The 18,931-nt window shown below is 57.1% G+C and carries 16 protein-coding genes and 1 pseudogene; 7 read left to right on the plus strand and 10 right to left on the minus strand.

Annotated features, from left to right (window positions below):
- The first annotated feature begins 103 nt into the window (after positions 1–103).
- Positions 104–1,048 (plus strand): DNA-binding transcriptional regulator DsdC, encoded by a 945-nt coding sequence (dsdC, locus tag OKB77_RS13320; RefSeq protein WP_270817821.1) that lies wholly within the window; start codon positions 104–106, stop codon positions 1,046–1,048.
- Positions 1,049–1,216: 168 nt separating this feature from the next.
- Here the strand turns inward: dsdC and OKB77_RS13325 are convergent, their stop codons facing one another.
- The 3 genes from OKB77_RS13325 to OKB77_RS13335 all read right to left on the minus strand — a co-directional run bounded on the left by OKB77_RS13325 (position 1,217) and on the right by OKB77_RS13335 (position 3,257).
- On the minus strand, positions 1,217–1,393 hold the full coding sequence (locus OKB77_RS13325) for a hypothetical protein (protein WP_005337704.1): 177 nt from the start codon (positions 1,391–1,393) through the stop codon (positions 1,217–1,219).
- Positions 1,394–1,704: 311 nt separating this feature from the next.
- Positions 1,705–2,154, minus strand: a complete 450-nt coding sequence (locus OKB77_RS13330) for a C40 family peptidase (protein ID WP_005337703.1) — start codon at positions 2,152–2,154, stop codon at positions 1,705–1,707.
- A 194-nt stretch (positions 2,155–2,348) separates the two neighbouring features.
- A complete protein-coding gene (locus OKB77_RS13335; RefSeq protein ID WP_181223686.1) occupies positions 2,349–3,257 on the minus strand; it encodes a hydrogen peroxide-inducible genes activator in 909 nt (302 codons plus the stop codon).
- 146 nt (positions 3,258–3,403) lie between these two features.
- On the opposite strand from OKB77_RS13335, the gene OKB77_RS13340 reads away from it, so the two are divergent.
- Positions 3,404–4,006: a peroxiredoxin C gene (locus OKB77_RS13340; protein ID WP_005337701.1), complete on the plus strand. Its 603-nt coding sequence runs from the start codon at positions 3,404–3,406 to the stop codon at positions 4,004–4,006.
- A 248-nt stretch (positions 4,007–4,254) separates the two neighbouring features.
- Here OKB77_RS13340 and OKB77_RS13345 read toward each other — a convergent pair whose 3' ends face one another.
- The 6 genes from OKB77_RS13345 to OKB77_RS13370 form a co-directional block, all read right to left on the minus strand.
- Positions 4,255–5,220, minus strand: a complete 966-nt coding sequence (locus OKB77_RS13345) for an alpha-L-glutamate ligase-like protein (protein ID WP_005337700.1) — start codon at positions 5,218–5,220, stop codon at positions 4,255–4,257.
- Between the two features lie 3 nt (positions 5,221–5,223).
- Positions 5,224–6,762: an inactive transglutaminase family protein gene (locus OKB77_RS13350; RefSeq protein ID WP_005337699.1), complete on the minus strand. Its 1,539-nt coding sequence runs from the start codon at positions 6,760–6,762 to the stop codon at positions 5,224–5,226.
- Between the two features lie 3 nt (positions 6,763–6,765).
- A complete protein-coding gene (locus OKB77_RS13355; protein ID WP_270817825.1) occupies positions 6,766–7,554 on the minus strand; it encodes an ATP-dependent zinc protease family protein in 789 nt (262 codons plus the stop codon).
- 52 nt (positions 7,555–7,606) lie between these two features.
- Positions 7,607–8,584 (minus strand): tRNA 5-methoxyuridine(34)/uridine 5-oxyacetic acid(34) synthase CmoB, encoded by a 978-nt coding sequence (gene cmoB / locus OKB77_RS13360; protein ID WP_270817827.1) that lies wholly within the window; start codon positions 8,582–8,584, stop codon positions 7,607–7,609.
- On the minus strand, positions 8,581–9,327 hold the full coding sequence (gene cmoA / locus OKB77_RS13365; RefSeq protein ID WP_270817828.1) for a carboxy-S-adenosyl-L-methionine synthase CmoA: 747 nt from the start codon (positions 9,325–9,327) through the stop codon (positions 8,581–8,583). The genes cmoB and cmoA overlap by 4 nt, the downstream gene beginning before the upstream one ends.
- 275 nt (positions 9,328–9,602) lie before the next feature.
- Positions 9,603–10,451, minus strand: coding sequence for a DUF72 domain-containing protein (locus OKB77_RS13370; RefSeq protein ID WP_270817829.1), 849 nt, complete (start codon positions 10,449–10,451; stop codon positions 9,603–9,605).
- Positions 10,452–10,613: 162 nt separating this feature from the next.
- Between OKB77_RS13370 and OKB77_RS13375 the strand changes: the two genes are divergently transcribed.
- The 3 genes from OKB77_RS13375 (at position 10,614) to OKB77_RS13385 (ending at position 13,506) form a co-directional block, all read left to right on the plus strand.
- Positions 10,614–10,865, plus strand: coding sequence for an FmdB family zinc ribbon protein (locus OKB77_RS13375; protein WP_005337686.1), 252 nt, complete (start codon positions 10,614–10,616; stop codon positions 10,863–10,865).
- 32 nt (positions 10,866–10,897) lie between these two features.
- On the plus strand, positions 10,898–12,664 hold the full coding sequence (gene aspS, locus OKB77_RS13380) for an aspartate--tRNA ligase (protein WP_270817830.1): 1,767 nt from the start codon (positions 10,898–10,900) through the stop codon (positions 12,662–12,664).
- Between the two features lie 101 nt (positions 12,665–12,765).
- Positions 12,766–13,506 carry a YebC/PmpR family DNA-binding transcriptional regulator gene (locus OKB77_RS13385; RefSeq protein ID WP_005337681.1) on the plus strand — a complete coding sequence of 247 codons (741 nt, stop codon included), beginning with the start codon at positions 12,766–12,768 and terminating at the stop codon, positions 13,504–13,506.
- Positions 13,507–14,031: 525 nt separating this feature from the next.
- On the opposite strand, the gene adhE is transcribed toward OKB77_RS13385, so the two are convergent.
- Positions 14,032–16,698, minus strand: coding sequence for a bifunctional acetaldehyde-CoA/alcohol dehydrogenase (gene adhE / locus OKB77_RS13390; protein WP_106844015.1), 2,667 nt, complete (start codon positions 16,696–16,698; stop codon positions 14,032–14,034).
- Positions 16,699–17,538: 840 nt separating this feature from the next.
- Here adhE and OKB77_RS13395 point away from each other — a divergent pair.
- On the plus strand, positions 17,539–18,174 hold the full coding sequence (locus OKB77_RS13395; RefSeq protein WP_005337678.1) for a YchE family NAAT transporter: 636 nt from the start codon (positions 17,539–17,541) through the stop codon (positions 18,172–18,174).
- 279 nt (positions 18,175–18,453) lie between these two features.
- Positions 18,454–18,852 (plus strand): annotated as a pseudogene (locus tag OKB77_RS13400) (ABC transporter substrate-binding protein); the annotation flags it as partial.
- Positions 18,853–18,931 lie beyond the last annotated feature (79 nt).

The raw sequence follows: 18,931 nt of genomic DNA on the forward strand, positions 1-18,931 counted from the left end.
ATTGGTCACAATTTATCGAAATCACACTCTTTGGGTCTTTTGGGTTCATCCTGAAGGTGGCCTGTGGGTGTATCATCGGCGGCCATTGCGAAGAGGGGGATGAATGTATAACGGGGATAATTACATATCGCGCAACAAGCTGCTGAGTGGCTACCAGCTGGCCAAGCTGCACACCTTCGAGGCGGCCGCCCGCCACGGATCTTTTGCCATGGCAGCTGATGAATTGTCGCTGAGTCCCAGTGCCGTGAGCCACCGGATCAGCGCGCTGGAAGAGGAGCTGGGGTTCAAACTCTTTGAGCGTTTTCACCGCAAGGTGGTACTGACGGCGGATGGGCAGCGGGTGTTCTGGGCGCTCAAATCTTCGCTGGAGTTCATCAATCAGGAGATCCTGGAGATCAAGAATCAGGAGCTCTCCGGTACCCTGACCATCTATTCGCGTCCCTCCATCGCCCAGTGCTGGCTGGTGCCCAGGTTGGCTGATTTCTCCCGCCTGCATCCGCAGATCGAGCTCAATATCATCACCGGCAACGAGAACATCAACCTGCATGGTTATGGCATCGATTTGACCCTCTATTTCGATGAGAAGAGCCCGGAGCGGCTTGCCATCCACCCGCTGATGGATGAGTACATGCTGCCGGTCTGCAGCCCGGAATATGCCGAGCAGCACGGGCTTGTCGGCAATCCCGCCAACTTGTCCTTGTGCCGTCTGCTCCATGATCGGCAGGCATGGGGATTTGACTCGGATACCGACGAATGGAGCTGCTGGGCTCGCCATGCCGGGGTCAGCCTCGAGGAATGCCAGCTGAGCATGGGTTTTGATCGTTCGGATCTCGCCATCATCGCCGCCATGAATCACGCCGGGATCGCCATGGGGCGCAAGAATCTGGTGAGCAAGCGGTTGGCACGCAACGAACTGGTGGCTCCTTTCCCCGGCTTGGAGGTCAAGTGCGAGCAGCGTTATTACATGGCGACCCTGCCCAATCGGACGTGTCCCAAGATCCAGGCCTTTATCGACTGGGCGCAGGAAGTGGCTGCCGAGATGGAATGAACAGAGGCCGGTGCGCAAGAGCAAAATGAAGATGGGAAAGCGCGAGTGAACGAAGGTAGCGGTTTAACGTAGCGGGAAAATTGGGGGAGAGGGGTTGGCTGATGGTGGTTGGTCGCGAGTGGCCTTGCTGCCAACACCTGATGGCTGGCAGCAAGGCAATGGTCGGGATCAAGTGGTCTTTTCCAGATGGTTCTGGTAAATCTGCTGCCATTTGTCCAGTTCGTTTTCATCACCCTGCTGCTGCCAGAACTCGCAGATGGAACTCGCCATCTCGCATGCCATGGCGTGGTCACCGTCACGGCGACTCATCAGGTATTGCCCCAGCCAGCTTTGATACTGTTTCATTGCACGATCTCCTTATCTATTTAACCCTTGATACTGCAGCTGTGGGACACCCGTCCGGCAGTGTTGCGCCACACTCCACTTTCGCCGCGCGCTGCTTGTTATTGCCTCGCTTGTTATCAATCAGGACAGAGAGCGTATGAGAAAAAGGCGAAAGTGTTAAAAATTGGCCACCACCTTATCACAAAATGGTGTGATATGCAGGCTTTGGGGCCAATTGAGTTATAAGCGTGGGTTGTGTGTCCCGACATAGCGACAGGGATTGACGGAGAGTATCGGCACGCAACTTGTGCCGCAAGCAGGCGTTTGAGTGGTTACTGGGTCACCCGACGTGCCTGCCAGTAGCGACTGTTCCAGTAGACGTTGTCGAGGCGGGAGCGGATCACTCCCTTGCTGGTGGAGGCGTGAATAAACTCGCCGGCACCTGTGTAGACCCCAACATGGTACTGCTGCCAGCCGGTTTTGAAGAAGACCAGATCCCCGTGTTGCAGCCGGTAGCGATCCACCGGTTTGCCAATGCTGGCCTGAGATTCGGTGGTTCTTGGCAGGTTGAAGCCCAGCACCTGACTGTAGGCGAGCTGGGTGAAGGCGGAGCAGTCTAACCCGGCGCGGCTGGCGCCGCCCATGCGGTAAGGGACACCGCGCCACTGTTGGTAGAAGCCATCGAAGGCACTGCTCTGCCGAGGGGCCGGAGGTGGCTCCGGCGTGCTGGAGCAGGCGGCCAGCAGCAGAGTCAGCAGGGATAGCAGCAGCTTGCGATACATCGGGCTCTCTCCACGGACGGGTCTACCAAACGAGACATTTATCGAGCGCCATATCCTGCCAAATCGTTCTGGGGGCAGGAAGGCACGCGACAACTTTTCCATCATAAACAGGGATCTGGCTCCAGACCTAGTCTCCGATAGGAAAAATGTGGCGGGGAACTGAAAAACGCCAACCCGAGGGCTGGCGTTTGTTGTCACTTGTTGTGGCTGATCAGCGGTTTAAGCAGCTCGGCCAGCTTGTAGAAGGTCTGCACCCGGGTGGTGCTGGGGCGCCAGACCAGCCCGATCTCGCGATAGGAGGTCTCTCCCGGCAGCGGGATGGCCACCAGATCGGAGTTGGCAAGAATGCCGGCATCGATGGCCATCTGCGGCAGGAAGGTGGTGCCAAGACCCGCTTCCACCATCTGCACCAGGGTGTGCAGGCTGGTTGCAGCAAACGGGTTGATCTTGCTCTTGTCCCGCAGGCGGCAGGCGCTCACTGCGTGCTCGGTGAGGCAGTGCTCCCGCTCCAGCAGGAAGATGCTCTGGTTGGGTAGCTCCTTGTAGTCGAACGGGGTATGCAGACCGGCCGCCATGCTGGCGGGCATCACCATGTGGAACGGATCCTGGCCGACGGTCTTGCAGTGAAATCCACCGATCTCGATGGGCAGGGCGAGGATCAGCAAGTCGAGCTGACCCTGTTCCAGCTGCTTGAGCAGATTGCTGGTGGTGTCTTCACGCAGCAACAATTCGAGGTCAGGATAGGTTTTGCTGCACTCTTTCAGCAGCTTGCTCAGCAGGAAGGGGGCGATGGTGGGAATGCAGCCAAGACGCACCGTCCCCTGCATCACGCCGCCCTGATGTTGCCCGAGTTCCATCAGATCCCGCGCATCGGAGAGCAAATTGCGAGCGCGCTCGACGATTTCCATGCCGACCGGGGTCATAATGAAGCTCTTGTGGTCCCGCTCCACCAGTTGCAGGTTCATCATGTCCTCCAGCGTCTGGATCCCGGTACTCAGGGTCGACTGGCTGACATGACAGGCCTTGGCGGCGCGGTTGAAGTTCTTGTGCTCATCGAGAGCGACCAGATATTGCAGCTGTTTGAGGCTGGGCCAACGTTGCATAGAAAAACCCGATTAATGCTATCTATTTAATTTGATTTAACTAATCTACCACCGGGTCTATAGTTTGTCGCTTGAATTAGATGGACTTGGCTCTAGGTAGCCCAATCCTCACCGGATTGTTCACTTCACATAAAGAGGAATTGAATATGGTATTGGTAGGCCGTCCCGCACCCGATTTTACCGCCGCAGCTGTTCTGGGTAATGGCGAGATCGTTGATTCATTCAACCTGTCATCCCACATCAAAGGCAAAGCTGCTGTCGTCTTCTTCTACCCGCTCGATTTCACCTTCGTCTGCCCGTCTGAGCTGATTGCCTTCGATCACCGTTATGAAGAGTTCCAGAAGCGTGGTGTGGAAGTGATCGGTGTTTCCATCGATTCCCAGTTCTCCCACAACGCATGGCGCAACACCAAAGTGGAAGATGGCGGTATTGGTCAGGTCAAGTACCCGCTGATCGCCGACGTGAAACACGAAATCTGCAAAGCCTATGATGTTGAGCATCCGGAAGCCGGTGTGGCGTTCCGTGGCTCCTTCCTGATCGACAAGAACGGTGTCGTTCGTCACCAGGTTGTCAACGATCTGCCGCTGGGCCGCAACATCGACGAGATGCTGCGCATGGTCGATGCCCTGCAATTCCACGAAGAGCACGGCGAAGTGTGCCCGGCTCAGTGGGAAAAAGGCAAAAAAGGTATGCAAGCCTCTCCGGACGGCGTTGCCAAGTACCTGTCCGAGAATGCTGACTCCCTGTAATCGGGTCGTACTCTCCTTGAAAAACCGGTGCCTTGGCACCGGTTTTTTTTATATCTGCGATTTATCTATCCCCTGACATTGCGGTCACACTTTTCTCGCTCCATCGCTATTCCAAGCAGCCGTTCGCTGGCGTACTCGTTGTTTCGAAATGAGGTGCTGATCCGAATGGCTGGATGGGGGGATATGCCGACAGACAATAGCCATAAAAAAAGCGCGCCACAGGCGCGCTCAGTTCACAAGCGGAGGCGTTATTCCTCAAAGATCCCGAAGTGATCCTTGGCGAAATTGACCCGTTGCTCCACGTTCATCTTCACCTGTCCCAGCTTCTCGATGGTCTTGAGGTTGGGCACCAGGCCGCGACCGTTGGCGATCTGGATGGCAAGGCCGGGACGGGCGTTGAGCTCCAGCAGCATGGGGCCGCGGAACTTGTCCAGCACCATGTCAGTACCGATATAGCCCAGACCCGACATCTCGTAGCAGGAGGCGGCCAGAGTTAGCAGGGTATCCCAGTGGGGCACCTTGAGCTCATAGAGGTCGAGGCCGGTATCCGGATGGTGGCGCAGCGGATTGCCAAACTGCACCGCCCGCAGGGCACGACCGGTACGCAGGCACAGACCAACCCCCACGGCGCCCTGGTGCAGGTTCGCCTTGCCATCGGAGGCGGCGGTGGAGAGGCGCATCATCGCCATCACCGGGAACCCCTTGAAGATGATGACTCGGGCATCGGGTACCCCTTCGAAGGAGTAGCCGTCGAACACATCATCAAAGTTGATGAGGCCTTCCACCAGTGCCACGTCTGGCTTGCCGCCAAGCGAATAGAGCCCCGCCAGAATGTTGGAGACATGGCGCTCCAGATCCTGACCGTTGGAGGCGCTGCCGTTGGGTTTATAGAAGAGGCCATCTTCCTGACGCAGGATCACCAGGATCCCCTTGCCGCCCGAGCCACGGGCCGGCTTGATGCAGAAGCCCGGCCAATCTTTTACCAGCTCGGTGATGCGACCCACATCGTGCTGGGCACGGATGGTACCGATCAGCTCAGGCACGGTAACCCCTGCATCCAGCGCAATTTGCTTGGTCTGCAGCTTGTCATCCACCAGCGGATAGAGGCTGCGCGGATTGTAGCGGCTGATGTAGGAGTGGTTGCGCTTGTTCATGCCGAGGATGCCTGATTGGGACAGGCTCCACGGGGTGGTGTATTTTTCCCAGAACCACATCGGTTACTTGTCCTTACCCGGGGTGACGCCAGATTTCATCTCGTCCACCAGCGGCTTGAAGCGCTTCAGTTCGCTCAGCTTGTAGCCGGTGTAGTTACCCATCAACAGCACGGTCGCCATCAGCACCAGCTGCAGGCCGAGGAAGTTGAAGGTGAGGTGACGAATAAGCTCGTTATCCATGGCCAGATAGGCGATGACGGCAACCAGCAGAGAGCCGCCGCCCTGGCGGAACACCTCTTTCGGGCCCTCTTCTTCCCACAGGATGGACATCCGTTCGATGGTCCAGGAGAGGATGATCATCGGGAAGAAGGTGATCTTCATACCGTCGGTCAGCCCCAGCTTGAAGGCGAATGCGGAGAAGATACCGATCATCGAGATAACCATGATGATGATGGCCGATATTCGGGCGACCAGCAGCAGGTTAAGCCGAGACAGATAGGAGCGAATGATGAGACCTGTGCCGACGATCAGCAGGAAGCCGATGAGGCCTGTGACCAGCGAGGTCTGGATAAAGGCGACCGCGATCAGCACAGGCATAAAGGTACCTGAGGTCTTGATCCCCACCAGAACCCGCAGGAACACCACCATCAGCACGCCGATGGGGATCAGCAGCAAGCCCTTGAACAGGGTCTGCTCTTCCAGCGGCAGGCTGTGGATGGAGAAGTTCATCATCTCTGATTTTTCGAACTTCTGCGCCAGTGCCACGCTAACCGGCTGCTCCTGCTCGATCATCGAGAAGCTGACACGGGAGTTGTGACCACCGGTCACGTCCAGCAGGGCGCCGGAGTTATATTCCCACAGCAGCAGGTTGGCCGGACGACCCTGTTCACCGGTTTGCGGGTTGAACAGCTTGTAGTCGGTCGGGCTGTTGAATACCTGCAGGTAATCCACCAGCTCCTGACGACGGCGGCCATCTTCCAGATTCAGGGCATGCACCACGCGGGTCGGCACGTCAGCATTGTTGAGCAGCTCGGCGATCAGGTTGGCGCGGCTCTTGTGCTTTTTCAGCAGCTCGGCGTTCTGCTCCTGCTTCTCGATCTCCTTGATGATCTCGCGAGTCAGGGTGTAGCCATCGGCAGAGCGCTCCTGTGCCCGCTCGAGGATCTGCTTCATCGCGGTGGCGTAAGGCTCACTCTCGATCTGCTTCTCGATGGCAGGCGGCTGCGGATTGGCGGCCGGTTTGGCGTGGGCATCCGCCATCATATCGACGCGGTAGTAGAGCTCCTGACGGCCGGAGGCGGTGCGGATGGACCACTCGGCGCGGGCATCGCCATCTTTCTCGACAAAGGAGAGGCCGTAGCCCGGGCTGGCGGCGTTCTCGTTCATCAGGGTGAAACCGGGCTGGGTGCCCGGAATGGCCAGGGAGGCGATCACCGGCTCACCGGTCGCCTCAAACTCCAGCTTGGCTTCGATGGACCAGATCTGGCGCTTTTCACCGGGCGTCAGCGGCACATCCAACGCGATATGGTGATAGATCGTCATCCCCAGGCCGACAATGTACAGCAGGGCTACCAGCAAATAGAACGGCTTACGGGAAACCATGGATTATTTCACATCCTTGAGCTTGGGTTTGGGTTGGATATATTCGCGGGCCACATCAACCACGGCGATGTCTTTCAAAAATTCGCGACCCAGCAGCACAGGGAAGGTCATGTCGCTACGGTCTTTCAGGGTAAATTCGGCTTTCTCGGTCATGTCGCCAATGCGCACGGCAAGACGCACTACCGGACGGCGGTCCAGATCGTCGGCAGAGGCCTGACGCACCCGTACATGGCGTACCAGCGGCGCTTCGATCTGGATCTTGTCGTCCACTTCCTGATGGCTCAGGAAGAAGCGCACCCAGTTTTTGCCGTTGCGCTCGAAAATGGTGATCTCCTGCGCACTGATGGAGGAGGTGGTCGCACCGGTATCGACCCGGGCTTGGAAGGCGTCGTTGGCCGCATCAACCCAGATCCACTCGGCTTCACCGACCATCAGCTTGCCATCGATGGTGTGACCCTGATTGGGGGCCGGGCACTTCTCGGTGGGGATGGCCATCGGCTTGGGCGGCTCGGAGGGGAGGGTGGCGAGCTTGTGGTCTACTTGCTTGACGGACTCTTTCATATTGGTGACATCTGTGTTGAGCTGAACCAGCAGGTGCTGTTGCTGCACATACTGCTTCTGTTGCTGTTCCATGGATGTTTGCAGGCGCTGCTCGCTCTGGCTCAGCTCGCTACGAAGCTCGGCCAGCGTCAGAGCAGGGACCTGAGGCGTTTTTTCCATATTGACACACCCGCCGAGACTAAGCAGGGAGAGCAGGGTCATTCCTTTTAATTTGCTTTTCATGTCATTCATTTAACTGTGCTTCCTGGAATTGGGTCAGTGTAACTTCCTGAATCGCCATCGGCTAGTCTTTGGCCTTGCGGGCAATCAGTACGGCACGTTTCGGCGCCGGGTGTCCTTCTACCGTGAGTGCCGGATTGTCTGGATCCAGATAGTCACTCAGGGATTCATTAATCATCCAGTCGGTACGACGCTGTTCGTCGGTGCTGGTCATATTCTCGTCTACTATCCGCACGTCGGTGAAGCCGCAGCGCTCGACCCACAGCTTGAGGGCGCGGCTTGAGGGAATAAACCAGACGTTGCGCATCTTGCCGTAACGGTCGGTGGGCATCAGCACGTCGTTGACCCCGCCATCGATCACTAGGGTCTCCAGCACCAGCTCGCCATCATCTTTCAATTGATTGCGCAACTGCTCGATGTGCTCGATGGGGGATTTGCGGTGATAGAGCACCCCCATGGAGAAGACGGTGTCAAAGGCACGCAGCTCAGGTAGCTCTTGAATACCGAGCGGCAACAGGTGGGCGCGCTGATCATTGCCCGCGAAGTGGCGAATGGCCTCGAACTGGCAGAGGAACAGCGGGCTAGGGTCGATGCCGACTGCAAGCCGAGCCCCTTCACCCACCATGCGCCAGAGGTGGTAACCGCTGCCGCAGCCCACATCCAGCACGTAACGGCCTTCGAGCGGGCTGATATGGGGCAGCACCCGATCCCACTTCCAGTCAGAGCGCCACTCGGTATCGATGTGGATGCCGTGTACGATGAACGGCCCTTTGCGCCAGGGCATGAAGTGGCGCAGCAGGCTCTCGACCTTCTTGCGTTCACCTTCGCCAAGGCTCTCGGCCGAGCCAATCTCGACCCGGCTTTTCAGCTCGATGTTGCCGGGGGAGACCACCGGCAGCTTGTTGAGGGCGCGATTCCAGCGCGGCAGGTCGCCATGCTGGTTGTCATGTTGCCAGGCGTGCAGCTGGGCGGGCAGGGTATGCAGCCAGTGGCTCAGCCGGTTTTTGGCAATCAGTTGATAGAAATTGGCAAAGTCGATCATGGCTGGGTGTCGCTGGATTTGATTGCAATCATGGAGCCGAAGTTAAAGCATTGGAACCAGAGATCCTGATGGACGAAACCGGCATCCCGCAGGCGTGCCTGATGCACCGGCAGGCTGTCGGTGCGCATCACGTTCTCAAGGGCTGTGCGTTTCTGGCTGATCTCCAGCTCGCTGTAGCCATTGGCCCGCTTGAAGTCGAGGTGCAGATCGATGAGCAGCTCGTTGACTGGTTCATCTTCGAAGCGGAACTTTTCGCTCAGGATCAGGATCCCGCCTGGGCGCAGACCATCGTGAATGCGCTGGATCAGGGCGGCCCGTTTTTCTGGCTCGACAAATTGCAGAGTGAAGTTGAGCACCACCACGGAGGCGTTCTCGATCTCGATGTCGCAGATATCCGCCTCTACCAGCTCCACCGGCACCTCGGATTTGAAACCGGAGAGGTGGGCGCGGGCGCGCTCGATCATCGGGTGGGAGAGATCCACCGCGGTGATGCTGCAGCCGAGCTGGCTGACATGGCGACGCATCGCCTGGGTCGCGGCGCCCAGTGAGCAGCCGAGATCATAGAGTCGGCTCTCGGGTTGGGCGTAGCGGGCGGCCATCATGCCGATGGCGGAGATGATGTTGCTGTAACCCGGCACCGAGCGCTGGATCATATCGGGAAACACGTCGACGACCTGTTCGTCAAAACAGAAGTCACCCAATCGGGCGATCGGGGCGGCAAAAATTTGATCTTTGGTATGCATGCTGGCGCAACCTGACAGTCGGGACATCACCCGGCTGTATTGTTCAATTGAGTCGTTGGGTGACACCCATCAGAGTAGATTTATCACCTGTTTACGAACGGGGTAGCTGGTCATGAAATCCTTTGGACCTTTCCTGTTCGTACGGGCCATGTTCCGGACCCTTACTTGGGGCGGTAGTGTAGAGGATTGATGGCCGTTTGTCTTGACGCCAGGGCTTGCCACGCCATAAAAAAGCACTTTTTTTGCAGCGAAACGATGGCCGCAGAATGGGTTGGCTAAAAGCGCAGCACTCCCTGCCGTGCGCGATCGTTTTCCCCCGGCCAGGGGGCCATCTCCTGCTCCAGCAAGCGGGTGATCTGGCGGGCCAGCTCAGGTGCCTGGGTGTTGTCGGCAGTATGTATATAGAGGTAGAGATCTTTCCCCTCCGCGAGCCACTGGCGCCAGTGGGGGAGCCAGCTGGGCAGGAAGGGGTGATTGGCCGCCGGATCCGGCAGGCCGATAAAGCGCACCATGGGGGCGTTGGCGGTGGCCAGCAGATGCACCGGCAGGCGCGGTTTCTTGCCCTGGGCATCGACAAGGGCTGGCGTGGTTGCTTGTACCGAGAAGAGTGGCCGGCTGTCGAGCATCACCCGGTTCACACCCTGTTCCATCAGCAGCCGGTTCAATGCCCGCTCGGCCTCCCCCTTGGCGAAGAACTCAGGGTGACGCACTTCGAGGGCGTAGCGAAACGCCCGCGGCAGCCGATCGATGAAGGCCGCCAGTCTGGCCAGCCCCTGTGGCCCGAAACGGGCGGGCAACTGCAGGGTGAGCAGCCCCAGCTTGTCGTGCAGCGGGGCGAGCAGACGAATAAAGTCGGCGACTTGTTTGTCTGCGCTCACCAGATCGCTCTGGTGGCTGATGGTTTGCGGAAATTTGAAGTTGAAACGAAAGTGATCGGGCACCGCATCGGCCCAGCGCTGTACCGTGTCCGGTGTCGGCAGGGCGTAGAAGGTGGTGTTACCCTCCACCGAATTGAACACGGTGGCGTAGTGGGCAAGGTGTTCGGCAGGCTTGGCGCCAAGGCCCAGCAACTGGCCGGGCCAGCTGGGGTGGGACCACTGTGGCAGGCCCAAATAGAGGCTCATGGTGGCTATTCTCTTCGCTCTTGGTGCATTCGTGCCGATTTTTTGCCCGCTTTTTGTCATCGAGTGCAAAAAACTGGCGAAAGGAGGCTGCTGGCCATTTTACCCAAAAGGGGGTTTTCCTCTATAATGCCAGCCCTTTTGTTTTTCAATTTCTTGTGACCCATGCCTATCTACGAATATCGTTGCGACGTCTGTGGCCATGAATTGGCAAAACTGCAAAAGCTTTCCGATGCCCCCCTGACCGACTGTCCGGCCTGTAGCAAGCCGAATCTGGTCAAGCTGATATCGGCGGCAGGCTTCCGGCTCAAGGGAACCGGATGGTACGAGACTGATTTCAAACCGGGTAAAAAAAAGAATCTGGCCAGCTGTGAGACAGACGGTGCTTGCCAGTCGTGCCCGGCGGCCCAAGGTTAACCGTCTCTCTACAATTTCGAAGGAAGAAGTCCATGCGCTCTATCTATTGCGGACAGGTCAATGAGGCCCATGCAGGGCAGACCATTACATTGTGCGGTTGGGTTCATCGTCGTCGTGATCTCGGCGGTCTGATCTTTATCGATATGCGCGACCGGGAAGGGATCGTTCAGGTGTTCTTCGATCCGGACAAGCCGGACGCGTTCGCCCTGGCCTCCGAGCTGCGCGGCGAGTTCTGCATCCAGGTGACCGGCGTGGTGCGCACCCGTCCCGAGTCCCAGCGCAACAGTGACATGGCCACTGGCGCCATCGAAGTGTTCGCCCACGAGCTCAACATCATCAACCGTGCCGAGCCGCTGCCGCTGGACTTCAATCAGGTCAACAGCGAAGAGATCAGCCTCAAGTATCGCTACCTGGATCTGCGTCGTCCCGAGATGGCCAAGTACCTGAAGACCCGTGCCAAAGCCAGCGCCTTCGTACGCCGCTTCATGGACGAGCACGGCTTCCTCGATATCGAGACCCCGATGCTGACCAAGGCCACCCCGGAAGGCGCCCGTGACTATCTGGTGCCGAGCCGCGTGCACAAGGGCAAGTTCTACGCTCTGCCGCAATCACCCCAGCTGTTCAAGCAGTTGCTGATGATGTCCGGCTTCGATCGCTACTACCAGATCGTCAAGTGCTTCCGTGACGAAGACCTGCGTGCTGACCGCCAGCCGGAATTCACCCAGATCGACGTGGAGACCTCCTTCATGACCGCGCCGCAAGTGCGTGAAGTGATGGAAGAGATGATCCGCAAACTGTGGCTGCACATCCTGAACGTGGATCTGGGCGACTTCCCGATCATGACCTTCGACGAAGCCATGCGTCGCTACGGCTCCGACAAGCCGGACCTGCGTCTGCCAATGGAGCTGGTTGATGTGGCTGATCTGCTGACGGCTGTCGAGTTCGCCGTGTTCGCGGGCCCCGCCAACGATCCGAAAGGTCGTGTGGCTGCCCTGAAAGTCCCGGGCGGTGCCGAGCTCTCTCGCAAGCAGATCGACGAATACACCAAGTTTGTCGGCATCTACGGTGCCAAGGGCTTGGCCTGGATGAAGGTCAACGAAGCGGCCAATGGTATCGAAGGCGTGCAGTCTCCGGTTGCCAAGTTCCTCTCTGACGCCATCGTGCGCGAGATCCTGGATCGTACCGGCGCTGCCGACGGCGACATCATCTTCTTTGGCGCTGACAGCAAGAAAGTGGTCTGCGATGCCATGGGCGCCCTGCGTCTGAAAGTGGGTCGCGATCTGGGCCTGCTGGAGAACAGCTGGAAACCGCTGTGGGTCATCGACTTCCCGATGTTCGAGGAAGATGGTGAAGGTGGTCTGGCCGCCATGCACCACCCGTTCACCGCGCCGAGCAACATGAGCCCGGCCGAGCTGAAAGCCAATCCGGTGGGTGCTTACGCCAACGCCTACGACATGGTGATCAACGGCTACGAAGTGGGTGGCGGCTCTGTCCGTATCCACAACAGCGAGATGCAATCCACCGTGTTCGACATCCTGGGTATCACCCCGGCCGAGCAGCGCCTGAAGTTCGGCTTCCTGCTGGATGCGCTGAAGTACGGTACCCCGCCGCACGCCGGTCTGGCCTTCGGTCTGGACCGTCTCAGCATGCTGCTGACCGGCACCGAAAACATTCGGGACGTCATTGCCTTCCCGAAAACGACCGCGGCCGCCTGTCTGATGACAGACGCCCCCAGCCTTGCCAACGCCGCCCAACTGGGTGAGCTGGCGATTGCAACCACCGTCAAGGGCGACGAGTAAGCCGATACCGGCACTGGAGGCCGCCCCGTGCGGCCTCTGTGTTTCCCTTGGGTTAGTCATGATCAGTGTTACTGACATTTAAAAAATAACGGAGAGTCTCTATGGCAGGTCACAGTAAATGGGCCAACATCAAACACCGCAAGGCCGCTCAGGACGCCAAGCGTGGCAAGATCTTCACCAAACTGATCCGCGAAATCACTACCTCCGCGCGTCTGGGTGATGCCGATCCCGCCAACAACCCGCGTCTGCGTGCTGCGGTGACTGCCGCTCTGACCAACAACATGACCCGCGACACAATCAACCGTGCCATCCAGCGTGGCGCCGGTGGTGGCGATGGCGAGCAGCTCGAGACCATCGTATACGAAGGTTACGGCCCGGCTGGCTCTGCCGTGATGGTAGAGTGCCTGACTGACAACCGTAACCGTACCGTAGCCGAAGTGCGTCACGCCTTCAGCAAGTGCGGTGGCAACCTGGGTACCGACGGCTCCGTCGCCTATCTGTTTAGCAAGAAAGGTCTGCTGACTTTCGTGGGCGTAGACGAAGATGCCCTGATGGATGCCGCGCTGGAAGCGGGCGCCGATGACGTGGTGACTGAAGAGGATGGCACCATCGAGGTGTATACCACCCCGAACGACTTCGGTACCGTGCTGGATGGTCTGGAGGCTGCCGGCTTCAAGGCCCAGAGCGCCGAAGTGACCATGATCCCCTCCACCGAAGCCGAGCTGGATGCAGAAACTGCACCCAAGCTGATGCGTCTGATCGACATGCTGGAAGATCTGGACGATGTGCAAGAGGTGTATCACAACGGCTCCATCTCCGATGAAGTCGCTGCGACCCTCTGATCGCTGAATCGTGCTCTCCCGATGGCAGCCAGATGGCTGCCATTTTTTTATCTTTGCATCGTGGCAACTGCTGATATGTCGGCTGAGCAACCGGTGCAACAACTCTCTTCACTGACAATCTTTCCCGCTTTCTCCGCGAATTCTCATTGATCTGTCCCTGCCAGTCGGTTGGTCCTGTACGTATGCCAGTCGCAGTTCTGCTGCATTGCGTTAGCGAGGCTCCGCTTATCCTGTTTATCACACCTATAGCTCTTGAGATGGCGTTCACTGCTCACATCTGCCCGTCAGGGTAATTCGTTGCTGGTAGGGGAGAGGAGGTGATGGGGCGTGCTCTTGTTATCACCGAGGGCATCAATGCTGAGTCACAGGTTGGGCTGCCGATAACGGATTGGCTGGGGCGAGTTGGTTGGGAAGTTAGAGGCTGCACTAGCGCAATCGGCAGGGAGATGATGGCTGTGATTAGTGGCAAGTGGCAGATAAAAAAAGCCCGCGCAGTGCGCGGGCTTGTTATCTCAGGACCGGTTATCAGGCCTTGGATTTCTTCTTGCCTTCAACCTTGGCTTCAACCGGGGCAGCAGTTACCGGAGCGGCTTCGGTGAACGGACGACCGTAGTAGGAGTCCAGCAGAACCTGCTTCAGCTCGCTGATCAGCGGGTAGCGCGGGTTGGCGCCGGTGCACTGGTCATCGAAAGCTTCGATAGCCAGCTGGTCAACCTTGGCCAGGAAGTCAGCTTCAGTCACGCCAGCTTCGCGGATAGAGGCCGGGATACCCAGGGTAGCCTTCAGCTCGTCCAGCCAGGTCAGCAGCTTCTCGATCTTGGCTGCGGTGCGGTCACCGGCAGCAGTCAGACCCAGGTGGTCAGCGACTTCGGCGTAACGACGACGAGCCTGCGGACGGTCGTACTGGGAGAACGCAGTCTGCTTGGTCGGGTTGTCGTTCGCGTTGTAGCGGATGACGTTGCTGATCAGCAGGGCGTTAGCCAGACCGTGCGGAATGTGGAACTCGGCACCCAGTTTGTGAGCCATGGAGTGGCACACACCCAGGAAGGCGTTGGCGAACGCGATACCGGCGATGGTGGCAGCATTGTGCACCTTCTCACGAGCGATCGGGTCGTTGGCACCATTCTGGTAGCTGGACGGCAGGTACTCTTTCAGCATTTTCAGGGCTTGCAGCGCCTGGCCGTCGGAGTACTCGTTGGCCAGTACGGAAACATAGGCTTCCATGGCGTGAGTCACGGCATCGATACCACCGAAGGCACACAGGGACTTCGGCATGCCCATGACCAGGTTGGCATCAACGATGGCCATGTTCGGGGTCAGCTCGTAGTCAGCCAGCGGATACTTCTGACCAGACACTTCATCGGTTACTACTGCAAACGGAGTGACTTCAGAGCCGGTACCGGAAGTGGTGGTGATACAGACCAGTTCGGCCTTCACGCCCATTTTCGGGAACTTGTAGATACGCTTGCGGATGTCCATGAAGCGCATGGCCAGATCTTCGAACGCAGTGTTCGGGTGCTCGTACATCACCCACATGATCTTGGCCGCATCCATCGGTGAACCACCGCCCAGCGCCAGGATAACGTCCGGTTTGAAGGAGTTGGCCATCTCGGCACCCTTGCGAACCACAGCCAGGGTCGGGTCAGCTTCTACTTCGTAGAACACTTCCACTTCCATATTCTGTGCTTTCAGCAGGCTGACCAGTTCATCGGCGTAGCCGTTGTTGAACAGGAAGCGGTCAGTTACGACCATGGCACGCTTTTTACCTTCCAGGTCGCTCAGAGCGATCGGCAGGGAACCACGACGGAAGTAGATGGATTTCGGAAGTTTGTGCCACAGCATGTTTTCTGCCCGTTTTGCGACTGTCTTCTTGTTGATCAGGTGCTTCGGACCCACGTTTTCGGAGATGGAGTTACCGCTCCAGGAGCCGCAACCCAGGGTCAGGGACGGTGCCATTGCGAAGTTGTACAGGTCACCGATACCGCCTTGGGTAGACGGAGTGTTGATCAGGATACGCGCGGTCTTCATCTTGTCGCCGAAGTACTTGATGCGGTCAGCGTTGCGGTCCTGGTCGGTGTACAGACCTGAGGTGTGGCCGATACCACCGATGTTTACCATGTCACAGGCCATATCAACGGCGTTTTCGAAGCTGCTTGCACGGAACATACCGAGCAGCGGGGACAATTTCTCGTGAGCGAACTCGTCTTCTGCACACAGCTTGACGCCTTCACCGATCAGGATCTTGGTATCAGCCGGTACAGTTACGCCTGCCATCTCGGCAATCTTGGTAGCCGGCTGGCCAACGATGTTGGCGTTCAGGGCACCGTTGATCAGGATGACTTTACGTACCTTGTCTGCATCTTCTTTGGAGAGCACGTGGCCCTTGTGGGATGCAAAGCGCTCTTTAACCTGGTCGTAGATGGCATCAACAACGATGACTGCCTGCTCGGAAGCACAGACCACGCCGTTATCGAAAGTCTTGGACATCAGGATGGAGGCAACGGCACGCTTCACGTCGGCGGTTTCGTCGATAACGATAGGCACGTTACCGGCACCTACACCGATAGCAGGCTTACCGGAAGAGTAGGCTGCTTTCACCATGCCCGGGCCACCGGTGGCCAGGATCAGGTTGATGTCGTCGTGTTTCATCAGGGCGTTGGAGAGCTCAACGGACGGTTGGTCGATCCAGCCGATGATGTCTTTCGGTGCACCGGCGGCAACAGCTGCATCAAGTACCAGCTTGGCAGCGGTATTGGTGGAGTTCTTGGCGCGGGGGTGCGGGGAGAAGATGATGGCGTTGCGGGTCTTGAGCGCGATCATGGATTTGAAGATCGCAGTGGAGGTCGGGTTGGTGGTCGGAACGATACCACAGATGATACCTACCGGCTCGGCGATGGTGATGGTACCCATCTGATCATCTTCGCTCAGAATGCCGCAGGTCTTCTCGTCTTTGTACTTGTTGTAGATGTATTCGGAGGCGAAGTGGTTCTTGATAACCTTGTCTTCGATGATACCCATGCCGGATTCTTCCACGGCCATCTGGGCCAGGGGGATACGGGCGTTGTTGGCGGCCAGGGCGGCGGCACGGAAGATCTTGTCTACCTGCTCTTGAGAGAAGCTGGCGAATTCACGCTGGGCTTCCTTAACGCGGGCGACCAGTGCATCCAGTTCAGCCAAATTGGTTACTGCCATGTTTATCTCCTGATTATTTGAAAACTGTTTAGTAAGACGTTGGCAATGCCCGGCAATTATAGTCGCCCTGTCAAGACGGTATCGTTGCAACAGCTTTTTCACATGCCTTACTAAATCGCTTTCTGAGTCGATTATAGAGCGGGGCTGACTCAGAAAAACTTGATCTGGATCATGTGTAACAAAAGAACAAAAGAAATTTTATTTCACAATCCTTGTTTGACTGATGTTATCGGAATGTGCATCAAAGGGAAAGATGAGAGACTTGTTAATGCAGGGTAATAAACCACATTTATCAAGTGGTTAATTGCACTCAGCCATAGTGTTACAGAGCTATTTTGGCGGTATAGGTTAGCGAATATGAGTGAATTGGTTTCAAAATCACCGACAAACGCACTTTATTCCAGCGTTTGTTGCAAAAATGATTGTTGTTTTAATCCATGACTAATCCGCTTTATTCCCCAAGGGGGCCATTTCAGCCCGCTTTCCCGGTTTTTGCATTGTGGCTCTTTTGCCGAGTCAATGAAGTGATGTCTGGCCTGAAATAGTGGGAAGGCAAAGGTTGGATTCTCTGGAGTCGCTTGGTCATTCGGTCAGTCATCGTTGGACTCTCTGGTCATGATTAAGCAGGCTTGCGCTCACTTTTCTGGCGCGTGTCGGGCGGTAGAAAGGGCTTTTGGCATCGGTTTATGCCAGTTAGCGTGGATGCATTAGATGAACTAACTAAAAAACCCTCAAAATGGTGAGATTATTTGATTGGTGCCCGCTCTGGCTATGATGTAAATTTACGCACGAAATTAATGGACTGGCCCGCTGGGCCCGAAACTCTATTGGAAGGCGCCTATGGCAGCAATTGACGTCTCGTTGTATCTGAAGTTCTTTGTCGGTTTGTTCGCAATTATCAACCCGCTTGGTTTGTTGCCGGTGTTTGTCAGTCTGACCAGCCACCATACCCAGGCCGAGCGGATGAAAACCAATACCACTGCCAATATCGCGGTGATGGTGATCCTGCTGGTCTCCATGTATATGGGGCAGCTGATCCTCGATGGGTTTGGCATCTCGCTGGCGTCGTTCCGGATCGCCGGTGGGTCGCTGATTACCCTGATTGCCTGGTCGATGCTGCAGGGCAAGCTGGGCGAGGTGAAGCACAACAAACAGGAGAAGGGTGAACTGGCGGTGCGCGAGTCTATCGCCGTGGTACCGCTGGCGCTGCCGCTGATGGCGGGCCCAGGTGCCATCTCCTCGGTGATTGTCTATGCCAGCCAGAGCCACTGGCAGCAGTTGCTCGGCATGTCAGTGGTTGTCGTGGTCTTCTCCTTCTGCTCCTGGCTCATCTTCCGCGCCGCGCCGCTGCTGTTCAAGATCATGGGCAACACCGGCATCAACGTGGTGACCCGTATCATGGGTCTTATCATGATGTCGCTGGGTATCGAGATCATGGTGGCCGGCATCAAGGGGGTTTTCCCCAGCCTGATGTGAGCCAGCTCCGCTTTATGAAAGCCGGTCCTCGTGACCGGCTTTTTATTGGTTGCTTTTTGCCCGGTCTTTTCTAGAATCGGTCGTTTGTGTGAAAAATGAGCGCCTTGCTGGTGTTTTAATACTGAAAAAGCGCATGATGGCTGATTTTTTGACCAGAAAATGACGATTACCCTGACAATATCTATTGCATTATCGGAATTGGCAGGGAATTATGCTGGGAGCGGGTTTTAACCCCGTCACTTTAAAAAATGCATGGAATGTTCTTGTTGGAGTAGGGAAATGACTCATAAAAAAACAATGATTAACACATTGCTGGTGGCTGCACTGTTTGGTGGCGTCAATGTGGCTCAGGCTGCCGATGTCCCGGCGGGAACCAAGCTGGCTGAAGTCCAGCAACTGGTAAAAGGCAACGGCTCCGAGCCTGCGACCCTTGACCCGCACAAGACCGAAGGAACGGTCGAATCCAATATCCTGCGCGACCTGTTCGAGGGTCTCGTTGCTTCCGGCCCGAAAGGGGAAATTCTCCCGGCGGTGGCCGAATCCTGGGAAACCAAGGATAACAAGCACTACGTCTTCCACCTGCGCAAAGATGCCAAGTGGTCCAACGGTGACCCGGTCACTGCCCACGATTTCGTTTTTGCTTTCCAGCGTGCCGTTGATCCGAAAACCGCCTCTCCTTAGGAAGGTGCGAACAAGTGGATCGCACCTTCACCACGAACTCTTTGTCCGCATTTGAAATGCCCATCACTCCAAAAAC

Source organism: Aeromonas sp. Y318-3, assembly GCF_027706185.1.
GTDB classification, from domain to species: domain Bacteria; phylum Pseudomonadota; class Gammaproteobacteria; order Enterobacterales; family Aeromonadaceae; genus Aeromonas; species Aeromonas veronii.

Coding starts and splice junctions, on each gene's coding strand:
- aspS (WP_270817830.1), top strand. CDS start 10,898: ATGCGCTCTATCTATTGCGGACAGGTCAATGAGGCCCATGCAGGGCAG.
- OKB77_RS13370 (WP_270817829.1), bottom strand. CDS start 10,451: ATGAGCCTCTATTTGGGCCTGCCACAGTGGTCCCACCCCAGCTGGCCC.
- OKB77_RS13375 (WP_005337686.1), top strand. CDS start 10,614: ATGCCTATCTACGAATATCGTTGCGACGTCTGTGGCCATGAATTGGCA.
- OKB77_RS13345 (WP_005337700.1), bottom strand. CDS start 5,220: ATGTGGTTCTGGGAAAAATACACCACCCCGTGGAGCCTGTCCCAATCA.
- OKB77_RS13330 (WP_005337703.1), bottom strand. CDS start 2,154: ATGTATCGCAAGCTGCTGCTATCCCTGCTGACTCTGCTGCTGGCCGCC.
- OKB77_RS13395 (WP_005337678.1), top strand. CDS start 17,539: ATGGCAGCAATTGACGTCTCGTTGTATCTGAAGTTCTTTGTCGGTTTG.
- OKB77_RS13385 (WP_005337681.1), top strand. CDS start 12,766: ATGGCAGGTCACAGTAAATGGGCCAACATCAAACACCGCAAGGCCGCT.
- OKB77_RS13325 (WP_005337704.1), bottom strand. CDS start 1,393: ATGAAACAGTATCAAAGCTGGCTGGGGCAATACCTGATGAGTCGCCGT.
- OKB77_RS13340 (WP_005337701.1), top strand. CDS start 3,404: ATGGTATTGGTAGGCCGTCCCGCACCCGATTTTACCGCCGCAGCTGTT.
- OKB77_RS13355 (WP_270817825.1), bottom strand. CDS start 7,554: ATGAATGACATGAAAAGCAAATTAAAAGGAATGACCCTGCTCTCCCTG.
- OKB77_RS13335 (WP_181223686.1), bottom strand. CDS start 3,257: ATGCAACGTTGGCCCAGCCTCAAACAGCTGCAATATCTGGTCGCTCTC.
- dsdC (WP_270817821.1), top strand. CDS start 104: ATGTATAACGGGGATAATTACATATCGCGCAACAAGCTGCTGAGTGGC.
- adhE (WP_106844015.1), bottom strand. CDS start 16,698: ATGGCAGTAACCAATTTGGCTGAACTGGATGCACTGGTCGCCCGCGTT.
- cmoB (WP_270817827.1), bottom strand. CDS start 8,584: ATGATCGACTTTGCCAATTTCTATCAACTGATTGCCAAAAACCGGCTG.
- OKB77_RS13350 (WP_005337699.1), bottom strand. CDS start 6,762: ATGGTTTCCCGTAAGCCGTTCTATTTGCTGGTAGCCCTGCTGTACATT.
- cmoA (WP_270817828.1), bottom strand. CDS start 9,327: ATGCATACCAAAGATCAAATTTTTGCCGCCCCGATCGCCCGATTGGGT.